The sequence below is a fragment of the Nostoc sp. UIC 10630 genome, from assembly GCF_010747425.1.
GTDB lineage: Bacteria > Cyanobacteriota > Cyanobacteriia > Cyanobacteriales > Nostocaceae > Nostoc.
Map to the genome: position 1 here is coordinate 1 of NZ_JAAGOG010000228.1, position 10,930 is coordinate 10,930.

At 41.8% G+C, this 10,930-nt stretch carries 9 protein-coding genes and 1 pseudogene; 3 read left to right on the plus strand and 7 right to left on the minus strand.

What is annotated here, in order from left to right; translation table 11 throughout:
* Nucleotides 1-91: 91 nt before the first annotated feature.
* The 3 genes from cysW to G1O98_RS32500 all read right to left on the minus strand — a co-directional run bounded on the left by cysW (nt 92) and on the right by G1O98_RS32500 (nt 3,124).
* Entirely contained in the window at nt 92-967 is an 876-nt protein-coding gene (cysW, locus tag G1O98_RS32490) for a sulfate ABC transporter permease subunit CysW (RefSeq protein WP_163937183.1), read from the minus strand.
* Nucleotides 954-1,814, minus strand: a complete 861-nt coding sequence (gene cysT, locus G1O98_RS32495) for a sulfate ABC transporter permease subunit CysT (RefSeq protein WP_163937186.1) — start codon at nt 1,812-1,814, stop codon at nt 954-956. The genes cysW and cysT overlap by 14 nt, the downstream gene beginning before the upstream one ends.
* A 161-nt stretch (nt 1,815-1,975) precedes the next feature.
* Complete coding sequence (locus G1O98_RS32500; protein WP_163937189.1) at nt 1,976-3,124, minus strand: sulfate ABC transporter substrate-binding protein; 1,149 nt, start codon at nt 3,122-3,124, stop codon at nt 1,976-1,978.
* 305 nt (nt 3,125-3,429) lie between these two features.
* Between G1O98_RS32500 and G1O98_RS40370 the strand changes: the two are divergent.
* Nucleotides 3,430-3,564, plus strand: a pseudogene (locus G1O98_RS40370) (sulfate ABC transporter substrate-binding protein); the annotation flags it as partial.
* A gap of 152 nt (nt 3,565-3,716) precedes the next feature.
* On the opposite strand, the gene apcB reads toward G1O98_RS40370, so the two are convergent.
* The gene (gene apcB, locus G1O98_RS32505) at nt 3,717-4,226 is read right to left on the minus strand and encodes an allophycocyanin subunit beta (protein WP_069071277.1); all 510 of its coding nucleotides are present in this window, start codon (nt 4,224-4,226) and stop codon (nt 3,717-3,719) included.
* 357 nt (nt 4,227-4,583) lie between these two features.
* On the opposite strand from apcB, the gene glnA reads away from it, so the two are divergent.
* Nucleotides 4,584-6,005 (plus strand): type I glutamate--ammonia ligase, encoded by a 1,422-nt coding sequence (gene glnA, locus G1O98_RS32510; RefSeq protein ID WP_163937192.1) that lies wholly within the window; start codon nt 4,584-4,586, stop codon nt 6,003-6,005.
* A 130-nt stretch (nt 6,006-6,135) separates the two neighbouring features.
* On the opposite strand, the gene G1O98_RS32515 is transcribed toward glnA, so the two are convergent.
* Nucleotides 6,136-6,336: a hypothetical protein gene (locus G1O98_RS32515; RefSeq protein WP_012411649.1), complete on the minus strand. Its 201-nt coding sequence runs from the start codon at nt 6,334-6,336 to the stop codon at nt 6,136-6,138.
* Between the two features lie 290 nt (nt 6,337-6,626).
* Between G1O98_RS32515 and G1O98_RS32520 the strand changes: the two genes are divergently transcribed.
* Nucleotides 6,627-7,685, plus strand: coding sequence for a class I SAM-dependent methyltransferase (locus tag G1O98_RS32520; RefSeq protein WP_163937195.1), 1,059 nt, complete (start codon nt 6,627-6,629; stop codon nt 7,683-7,685).
* Between the two features lie 787 nt (nt 7,686-8,472).
* On the opposite strand, the gene G1O98_RS32525 is transcribed toward G1O98_RS32520, so the two are convergent.
* Nucleotides 8,473-8,700, minus strand: a complete 228-nt coding sequence (locus tag G1O98_RS32525; RefSeq protein WP_041565664.1) for a hypothetical protein — start codon at nt 8,698-8,700, stop codon at nt 8,473-8,475.
* Between the two features lie 107 nt (nt 8,701-8,807).
* Nucleotides 8,808-10,577, minus strand: a complete 1,770-nt coding sequence (locus G1O98_RS32530) for an FAD-dependent oxidoreductase (protein WP_163937198.1) — start codon at nt 10,575-10,577, stop codon at nt 8,808-8,810.
* Nucleotides 10,578-10,930 lie beyond the last annotated feature (353 nt).

The window sequence follows — 10,930 nt, forward strand, 5'->3', positions numbered from 1 at the left end:
GGATTATTTCGCGCCACTTGCGGGCGAGGTTTTACCTTTCCCCCTTCCCCTTTCCCCCTTCCCCTTCTTATAACCAATGCCCAAAACCTAACTATTCAACATCTTTGATGCTGGTTTTCCGTTCTAAAATCTCTTTTAGCACCAAAGTTACTACTGCTAGCAATGCTAACAATACAGCCGCAGAGAAGGCAGCTTCGGTTTCATACTGTTTGTAAGCATCTTCTACAAACAGTGGTAAGCTCTGGGTTTGGTCAGCAATATTGCCAGATACCACCGAAACTGCCCCGAATTCACCCATTGCTCTGGCATTGGTCAAAATTAAACCGTAGAGTAAGCCCCAACGGATGCTAGGTAAGGTGACACGCCAAAATATCTGCCAATCTTTCGCACCGAGAGTTCTAGCAGCTTCTTCTTGATCCTTACCAAATTCCTCTAAAACGGGAATCACTTCCCGCGCCACAAAGGGCATACTCACGAAGGCTGTAGCCAGCACCATACCTGGAAAGGCAAAGATTATTTTGATATCATGTGCCTGGAGCCAAGGGCCAAACCACCCATTGCGTCCGTAAAGTAGCACAATCATCAATCCTGCAACTACGGGCGAGATGGAAAAGGGCAGGTCAATAATGCTCAAAACTATGGCTCGTCCAGGAAATTTATGACGAGCGATCGCCCAAGCTGCACATAGCCCAAATACTGTATTCAAGGGTAGAGAAATTACAGCCAGCAACAGTGTCAGCCAAGCTGCATGGAGAAAAGCTGGTCGTGTCAGGTTGGATAGAAATGGCCCAACTCCCTTGCTGAAGGCTTGAACAAAAACGTTGATTGCAGGGATATATTGAACTAAAGCTAAATAAGCGATCGCTATACCAATTAAAACTATTGGCACCCAACTCTTCTGCTCTTTAGGCTTGGCTGTATGTGTATCAGATGCAGATGAGTGAAAACTTGGCTTATCTACTGTCATATCGTCTTGCCCATGCTTGTAAGAAATTAATTGCTAATAGCAATACCAACGAAATTGATAGTAAAACTATGCCAATTACTGTTGCACCAGAATAGTCATACTGCTCTAACCGTTGGAAAATCAATACAGGTGCGATCAAATCTTGATAGGGCGTATTAGAAGAGATAATTACAGTTGACCCATATTCGCCAACCGCACGGGAGAAACCCAAGGCAACACCAGTTAAAATCGTCGGAAATAAAGGTGGCAAAATTACTTTCCAAAAGGTCTGCCATTGAGAAGCGCCTAGACACCAAGAAGCTTCTTCAATTTCATGTTCCATTTCCTGAAGTACGGGTTGCACAGTTCTCACAATAAAGGGTAGTGAGATAAATATCATTGCCACCGCTACTCCTGTGCGAGTAAAAGCTACCTTAATTCCCAGTGGTGCTAGTAGCGAACCTATCCAGCCATTATCACTGTAAACAGTTGCTAGGGTTAGCCCCGCTACTGAAGTTGGCAGTGCAAAAGGTAAATCTACTGTGGCATCAATCAAGCGTTTGAAGGGAAAGTCGTAGCGCACCAGAACCCAAGCAATTAGAGTACCAAATACGCCATTGAGTAAGGCAGCAAATATTGCCGTGACAAAAGTTACATTATAGGTAGCTAATGCGATATCACTGGTTGCGATCGCCCAAAATCTCGCCGGAGGTTCCGTACTCGCTTTCAGGAACATGGCAATTATGGGGATAAACAACATCACTGTCAGGTATGCTATTGTGATTCGCCAAGTCCAGGGAACCCGCCGCAATTTCTTCCAGAATGGTGTTTTGCGCTCAACTTCCAAAGAAGAAGATACAGTCGTCATAGTCAAGAATTCAAAATTTAAATTTCACAAGAATTTTTTTGCCAGTATTCGTAATTGCTAATTCGTAATTCAAAGACATTCCAACAAATTTTAATTTTCGATAAAATAATTTTGTAAGGTTATCACTACGAATTACGAATTACGAATTACTTAATTACCGTTTATTTTTGGGCTTGAATCTTATCAAACACGCCCCCATCGGCGAAAAATTTCTTATCGATTGCACTCCAACCGCCGAAGTCTGCAACTGTACCCAAAGTTTTCACCTTGGGAAATTTGTCTGTGACTTCTTTAGTTTGAGCTAAAGTCTCATCCACAGGACGGAATCCTAATTTGACAAACTCTTGCTGTGCTTCTGGAGTATAGAGGTATTTCACAAAACCTTCAGCAACTTCGCGGGTTCCATGCTTATCGACATTCTTATCTACCACTGCGATCGGATTGTCGATGGATATGTTTACATCGGGAATGACATAATCAACCTTCTCGCCCTTTTGCTGTGCCAAAATGACTTCGTTTTCGTAGTTGATTAAGACATCTCCCTGCCCTTGCTTGGCAAATGTATCAGTAGCTTCCCGTGCATCTTTAGGCAAGATTGGCACATTTTTGTAAACTTTAGTCACAAATTCAGTGGCTTTAGCCTCATCGCCACCTGTTTTAATCACAGAATCCCATAGTGCTAAGAAATTCCACTTAGCAACACCTGAAGTTTTGGGGTTAGCAGTAATTAGTTTTACACCGTCTTTAGCTAAATCTTGCCAGTTTTTGATGCCTTTAGGATTGCCGGAACGAGTTACTAATGCTGCAACTGATTTGGAGACAATACCGTTGTTGGGAACTTCTTTCTCCCATCCTGGCTGAATCAATCCAGCCTTCTCAATCTTTGAAGTGTCTCCAGCTAGTGCCAAGTGGACGACATCTGCTTCCAAGCCATCGATAACAGCGCGAGTTTGAGAACCAGAGCCGCCATAGCTTTGCTTGAAGACGACAGTTTGATTATGATCTTTCTTCCACTGTTCTACAAATTTAGGAATAATTGCTTCGTGAGCCGCTTTGGTGACAGCAAAGGAAACCAGAGTTAGTTCAACACTATCTTTGTTTGCAGCCACAGGAGTAGCGCTAGCATTAGGGGTTTCAGAAGAAGAAGTATTCCCAGTTCCTCCACCAGAGCAGGCAGCAAGCGCCACACTCAATACAGTCCCTACCAAAAAGAGTGATACAAAACCTTTAAGCGAATTTAGTCTGAACCGATATGTTCCATGTTCAGCAATTGCTTGTAATCTTTTCAGTGGGTGTTGCCACAAACTCATTCCATTTCCTCCGCTAAATCTACAGATAACTGATGGGAATACAGTTATATAGTGTTTATCATACCGGATGATTACATCTAACTAGTTGCAAACACCAATAAACCTCACATTCTTCATCAAGAATATGGTGATTCTACCAATTATGTAAGGAATTACAATACTTTTATTTTCAAGTATCAAGCAATTTGCTAGGGAATTGAGAATTAGACATTAGTTATTTTTTCTCCCTCATTTGAAATAGTAGTCGGATATTTTACATATCTTCACTACGAGTTTCCCCAGGAAAAATCAAAATTTTTAGTATAAAGGAAGTACAGAATAAATTTCCTAAGATTTCTAAGCTTTACAACGTTCAGAGTTTGGGAGGCTGGGATACTATTCAGAAGAAGTTTTTCGATGACGGCGCAATCTTCGACAAAATACAAAGTGGACAAAGCTAACATGTCCTTTTTGAACTAGATTAGAGAGGCGTGACATTGCCCTTTAGCGGCAAAAACTTGGATTAAAAAAGCGATCGCTCTTTCCCAACAAAGACAAAAGTGCGATCGCTATTTATATTTATGTCGTGGCAGACATCCGGCCCACCTAAAATCTAAATATCTATCTCGCTCAACTCGCGTGTGATGTGATCAAATGGTTCATCCACAAAAGCAGTATTAACCACACCTGCTGCTGCTACTTGCTCCTTAATCAGATCCTTGAGAATCTGGATACCGCGAACCGTAGGTCCAATAGGCACGCCTAGAGAATTGTAAGTTTCCCGTAGCCCTTGTAGCACTCGTTCATCCAATACATTTGTGTTCCCAGCAACTAGTGCATAGGTAGCGTAGCGCAAATAGTAATCAAGGTCGCGCAGACAAGCTGCATAACGACGAGTTGTATAGGAATTTCCACCGGGGCGAATCAATTCTGGCAGTTCTTCATATAACTTCAAACCCGCCTGCTTGACAAGTGCAGCCGCATTAGAATTTATCGCCGCCGCCGCTTGGACTCGGACTGTACCACTGTCAAAGTAAGACTTTAGGCTATCGATCGCATTCCGGTCAAAATACCGACCAGCTAAGTCATAATTCTTAATTAAACTTGTTACCGCATCGCGCATTCTTTTTTCTCCCAATCCTTGCTATTTATGGTTTGATATTTATTTGGCTGCACTTACGCACCAGTAAATTTTTGTGCTATTTAAAATAGATTCGGCACAAAAACAATCTATCCACTATTTAAGGATTCTATGCCAAAGTTGACCCCTATATGATGAACTTTCCAGTTTTGTACAGATGAGCGCTGAAAGGTTAATATAACCTGATAATCCAGATATCTGTAACATAAACTACAAAATCAGCTAATGTCTACTATTTAAGATATTTCTGGTGTGTCACGGTCTGATTGAGATCAGCAGGGTTAGGATGCAATGTAAGATTCTGGTTGACTTTAGGAAATTGGTAGAGAAGGAGTAACAATGACTACACCACAAGAACTCTTGAAGAGAATTCAAGATGAAAAAATTCAACTGATTGATCTCAAATTCATCGACACAGTAGGGACTTGGCAGCACCTCACACTGTACCAAAACCAAATCGATGAGACTGCGTTCACTGATGGCGTAGCTTTTGACGGTTCCAGCATTCGGGGTTGGAAAGCGATCAACGAATCGGACATGACGATGGTACTCGACCCCAACACTGCTTGGATCGACCCATTCATGGAAGTGCCAACACTAAGTATAATTTGTAGTATTAAAGACCCCCGCACGGGTCAACCATACAACCGTTGCCCACGGGTTATTGCCCAAAAAGCAATAGATTACCTGGTTGCCAGTGGCATTGGTGATACAGCCTTCTTTGGCCCTGAAGCTGAGTTCTTTATCTTTGATAGTGCTAGGTTTGCCCAAACTGCTAACGAAGGCTATTACTTCTTAGACTCCGAAGAAGGTGCTTGGAATTCCGGTAAAGCCGGTACAGATGAAAAACCCAACTTGGGTTACAAACCACGCTTCAAAGAAGGTTACTTCCCAGTCGCACCGACGGATTCTTTCCAAGATATCCGTACAGAGATGCTGTTGACAATGGCAGAATTAGGTGTGCCCATTGAAAAACATCACCACGAAGTTGCTACTGGTGGTCAGTGCGAACTAGGTTTCAAGTTTGGGAAGTTGATCGAAGCGGCTGACTGGTTGATGATTTACAAATATGTCATCAAGAACGTTGCTAAAAAATATGGCAAAACCGTCACCTTCATGCCAAAACCGATTTTTGGCGATAACGGTTCGGGAATGCACTGTCACCAGTCCATCTGGAGAGACGGCCAACCTCTGTTTGCAGGTGATAAGTATGCTGGTTTGAGTGATATGGCGTTGTACTACATTGGTGGTCTTCTCAAACACGCACCAGCGCTGTTAGCAATTACTAACCCCAGTACCAACTCATACAAGCGCCTAGTACCTGGTTATGAAGCTCCTGTAAACTTGGCTTATTCTGAAGGGAACCGTTCTGCTTCTATCCGTATTCCTCTATCTGGTAAAAACCCCAAAGCCAAGCGTTTAGAATTCCGTTGTCCAGATGCTACATCTAACCCCTACTTGGCATTTGCTGCAATGCTTTGTGCTGGTATCGACGGCATCAAGAACAAAATACATCCTGGTGAACCCTTAGATAAGAATATCTATGAACTCTCTCCAGAAGAGCTTGCAAAGGTTCCCTCAACTCCAAGTTCTTTAGAACTGGCATTGCAAGCACTAGAAAACGATCACGCTTTCTTGACAGAATCAGGCGTATTCACGGAAGACTTTATCGAAAATTGGATTGACTACAAGCTTAACGAAGCCAAGCAGTTACAGCTACGTCCTCATCCCTATGAGTTTTACCTCTACTACGATGCTTAATTAATTAAATTAAGAATCGTATCTAACTAAAATTAATAAGTTTAGCCACCCTAGAGTACAGGGTGGCTTTTTTTCCAGAGTTGCCAGTTGAGATATTCACTCAAAAAATCTAGCTTCAAACTCTTGAAACTTAACTCATGGAAGCGTGGCTGGGTCCATAAATCATCCGACTACTAGCATCTACCTTCCCTTGAATTGGGTTCCAGTAGTGAGAGACTTCTTCAGGAAGACCAAGTTCTTGTGCGGCCCGCATCAGCATTGATTGTTGGCGATTCTTGACTTGCTGATGTTCACGCACCATCAACGCACGAGATTTATCTGCGATAGACATAACCATAGTCCTCTTTATTTGGTGAATATATAATTTTTGTTTTCTTACAAGACTAATATAACAAAAAATCTGTAACATAAGCTACTTTTTACATAAATTTATATTTTGCTTTGCTGACAATATTAGCCATTTGTCCCCAAAGCTGGAAAAATCTTCCTTAATCTATCTATGATGGCTAAAATCATCTGGCTTCAAGTTTGTCTTGCCTGGGAGCTTTTACTTTTCCAACAGGAGGTAATTTTTTCGTTACAATTATTTACATAAAAGTAATCAAAACTTAAGCTATTTTTATGCCTGAGAGTTTAACTAAGCTGACTTATCAGACCTTTCAGCAGGGTAAAAATTACTTTGGTCTGGCTCACAAGATATTAAGTTCACAGTTGAGGAACCTGGTGTATCCGACACTTCAACAAAAGACCAAACCCATCCCAAATGAGCTTTTAGTCAAGCTTCAACAGAGATTGAACCAGCTGCTCGAAACAGACTGGCAAGATGCCCAAAAAGGTGTCTACCCAGAAAGTTTATTGTTTGATAACCCCTGGCAAGACTTTTTTTCCTACTATCCTCTAGTGTGGCTAGATTCTCCTCAAATCTGGGAGCGGGTTAAACAACAAAATTATCAAGATTTTTCGCCCGAAATTGACACAGATGGTTATCCCAGCTACTACGTGCAGAACTTCCATCACCAAAGCAATGGCTATTTAAGTGACTTGTCAGCCAATTTATATGACTTACAAGTAGAAATTCTTTTTGGTGGGGCAGCTGATGCGATGCGGCGGCGAATTCTCGCTCCTCTCAAGCAAGGGCTGAAAGCTTTTGATTCGTTTACACCAAAGCAAGTCCGTATTTTGGATGTAGCTTGTGGAACTGGGCGGACTTTAAAGTTAATTCGGGCAGCCTTGCCTCAAGCATCTCTGTTTGGCACAGATTTGTCACCAGCTTATTTGCGGAAAGCAAATGAACTACTATCGCAAATCCCAGGAGAACTACCGCAACTTTTGCAAGGCAATGCCGAAGAGTTACCTTATGTAGATGATTATTTTCATGCTGTAACTTCTGTTTTTCTCTTCCATGAGTTACCAGCATCTGTACGTCAGACAGTTATTGAGCAATGCTTCCGGGTAACAAAACCAGGCGGAGTCTTTATTATCTGTGACTCCATTCAGTTGAGTGATTCACCTGAGTTGGAATATATGATGGACTCTTTTCCTGAAACTTTCCATGAACCCTATTACAAGCATTACACCACTGATAACTTGGTAGAGCGTTTACAGAGAGTAGGCTTTGAGAATATTGAGATACAAGACCATTTTATGAGCAAGTATTTCATTGCTCATAAGCCAGCTTGAAACAATACCTTTTCATTGCCTTTTCTTTAAGGAAACTTTACCTAAAAAGGACAGATGCAAAATTTTGCATCTGTCATTGGGTGTAGAATAATTAAGATGAGTGAGATTATCTAGCAAATTCTTCTTAATATTTATTTCGTTGAACACCATCTACGAGGAGAACGAACCAGGGTGCAAGAGTAGCTCATAAATAGTAATATTTGTTGCCAAGTGCAATCAATCTATACTACTTGTGCGAATCCATGTCCTAGATAAGCTCAAATGGAACGAAAGGGATTTTATGCTTAGGTAAAGGACGCTAAACACGCGTCGAAGTGAAGATCCATTAGTTGCTCATATAGAAGCCAGCTACTCAATGTATGAGAAGAAAAGATATTGGGGAATAAAGTGAATGAAGTTGCCTTAAGACTATTTCCTTAGCAAGCAAAATGTTTGAATTAGACGTGCTTTAGATTAACTGATAGTCTAAATAACATCTATTTCTAGAGCCGTTAAGGATTGAGATGCAGAGCTTCCCACCGAATATAAGCAACAGTTATGTAGCTTTTGGGAGTTGTTAATGCTGCTGATCAAGACACTTAATTTTATTTGCGTTTTGATCGCCAGGATTAAAAGACCAACTAATGATATACAAAGCTTGCAGTTGAAATACTAAGCGATCGCTGAAGATTTTCGCGTGTCAACTGTATATATCTCTGTCAAAAAAGCTGTGTCAAATATGTTGGCATAACATCGTGTTTTCTGGAACTTTGGTTCTTTTGGAAGAACAGGCATTATCCTACGGTGGTTAAACCACAACATAGGTATTTCCGAATTTTTGTGTCACTTCCCTACGCCCACTACCGCGATGACGTGGCGCATCATCTGGATTTTGTTCAGATGCTGCCGAGAGCCACTGTTCCGAAGTAGGCGTGGAAAGTAGCCCAGTTGATAAGTGATTGACCATTGCTTGGCAGTTAGAAGCTAAGGGGCCGAACACCAGACTCGATACTAAAAGTGAAATGGCAGCACGCATAGCAAATGTCTATTTTGGAACTCTCCACTTCACTGATACTTAGCTTTTTGATTAATATCCGGACAATTAATCAAAAAGTATTCTGTTTTACTGAAAATAAACTCTTCTTATCCTCCGATTAAATGTTCGACTAATAACCAGTTACCAGAGTGGTTGTAACGACCCCACAATGTAACTAATTGTTCGTGGGGGTAAGTGCGTAATTGCTCGTCGATATGCGATCGCAAAGTCACAAGCTGCCAATTTTGCCCTTGATATGCGGCTGGCGCTGTGACAGCAAATCTGTATTCCTGCTGTTCCAAGCGGAAGAAAATGCCTTTGAAACAGTTACTTTCCCGAATTAATGCCTTTTCAAAAGCAGAGTCAGGGTACTCATTCTCCGATGGGCAAGGGCAATAACCACTAACTGGATAGGCTTGTGGGTTATTTAAGTAATACAGTTGCCAGTCCAGCCAATCCGAACGATTGGGTGGAAGATTAAATAAAGGAATAATTGCTGTTTTTGAACGATTATCCTCTAATAAAGCTGTTTGCAGTGATCTAACAGGTAAATGCCTCGGCTGACAGTTTAACTCAACACACATCGCCGCCGCCATACCTGCTGCTTGACCGATGCCCATAACCACAGGTTGTAATCTGGTAGCGCCATTGGCAATGTGAGAGACAGAAATGTTCTTTTCACAAACTAAGAAACCATCTGTTGTGGCTGGAATTAGGGAACTGTAGGGAATTGTAAAGGGTGTTCCAGTCCAACGCCCGCCCCAACGGATAGATTTTGGTTGCAGTGGGAATTGAACACCAGGATAATGATGGTCATTGGCGTAGTTACCAACTGCGATTGCATCATTAAATATAGATGCAACTCTTCCGCCGGCGATCGGCAAAATATCCTGTTCTCGGACAGTACTTAGTCCCAATAAGCGGCGGCTTTCCCGATAATAGGGATGCAGTGCAAAAGCTGTAGGGGCGTGAGGAAATACTTTTTCTGCTAAACCATAGCGACGACCAAGCTGATTTTGGATAAAATGGGCAAAATTTTGGCTATGCCAGCGAGATTCTTGGATGAATTCACCTCTGGACACATCTGACTCTATCAGCCGCCCTACTCCTTGGCCGTAGTCATTGCCACAGATTGGCCAATTAATCATGAATCGATTACCAGGCAAACGTCCATAATTCAAAAATGTCTCTGCTCCATAGCCATTCCAAGCATCTGTAAACTGTGATGGATTATAGTTAGGGGCAGCCGGAATTTCTGGTGCAATTGCATCACCAAAGTCTTGCATAATCACTACATAAGTAGGCGCTTGCACAGGATATTTCTGGGTCAAAGAGTTAAAACCCACTGGAGCGCTTGGTTCTCCCCACTCAGATTGCAATTCCCAACCCCAACGGTAAGGTATCTCAGCTAAAGCTAATAAATCTCCTAATTCTGTACCATCGAGAATAATTTTGGCTGTGACAGCAAAATCAGCAAAGCGCACACCAGTAATAGAATCACCTTGGCGGAACACCTCTATTGGCACTTGTCCAGAAATCCAGTGCAGATTTGGCAATTCCTGCACCCAGTCTGCAAAAATCTCTGCCCCAATTTGAGGATCGTAACTAAAAAAGCTTACCCAGCTGTTATCTAATCCTCCGGGCTGCCGTTGCCGCAATTCCTGCAAAAACGCACCCCATAAACCCGTTTGAAAGGCTTCTAATTCGTTGCCATCGGGTACAGACACCCCAGCCGAAGTTAGCATTCCCCCCAACCAAGAAAATTCACTCACCAGAATCGTTTTAGCTCCCCATCGCGCCGCTTGGATAGCAGCCGCAGTGCCTCCGGTTCCTCCACCGACAACTAAGACATCAACTGTGTATGTCTGATTAACCATTGCTTAACCTCACTGGAGTTACGTTATATTCCCCCAGATAGCTTGGCATCAAACAGATAAATTATTTTATTTTTTAGTTACCTCAGTAGATAGAGCAATCCTATTTATATTTACATAGTTTGATTTTTTACACTGCGATACTTGGAGAAGTTTCTCATGTCAGGAAAAACAAACTTTTTATCTATATACCACTTTTGTAAAAGTGAGATTATTTAAATTTTTGTACTCAGCTAGTAGAAACCTTGTAGCAAATTTGTTCCTTTTAATTTATACATAAATCAGAAAATACAATATCAAATCCTTGAATAGCAAGACTTATAAAGAATTGTCTTCTAACTGGATCTGCATAGTAT

Coding starts and splice junctions, on each gene's coding strand:
- cysW (WP_163937183.1), bottom strand. CDS start 967: ATGACAGTAGATAAGCCAAGTTTTCACTCATCTGCATCTGATACACAT.
- cysT (WP_163937186.1), bottom strand. CDS start 1,814: ATGACGACTGTATCTTCTTCTTTGGAAGTTGAGCGCAAAACACCATTC.
- G1O98_RS32500 (WP_163937189.1), bottom strand. CDS start 3,124: ATGAGTTTGTGGCAACACCCACTGAAAAGATTACAAGCAATTGCTGAA.
- apcB (WP_069071277.1), bottom strand. CDS start 4,226: ATGCGCGATGCGGTAACAAGTTTAATTAAGAATTATGACTTAGCTGGT.
- glnA (WP_163937192.1), top strand. CDS start 4,584: ATGACTACACCACAAGAACTCTTGAAGAGAATTCAAGATGAAAAAATT.
- G1O98_RS32515 (WP_012411649.1), bottom strand. CDS start 6,336: ATGTCTATCGCAGATAAATCTCGTGCGTTGATGGTGCGTGAACATCAG.
- G1O98_RS32520 (WP_163937195.1), top strand. CDS start 6,627: ATGCCTGAGAGTTTAACTAAGCTGACTTATCAGACCTTTCAGCAGGGT.
- G1O98_RS32525 (WP_041565664.1), bottom strand. CDS start 8,700: ATGCGTGCTGCCATTTCACTTTTAGTATCGAGTCTGGTGTTCGGCCCC.
- G1O98_RS32530 (WP_163937198.1), bottom strand. CDS start 10,577: ATGGTTAATCAGACATACACAGTTGATGTCTTAGTTGTCGGTGGAGGA.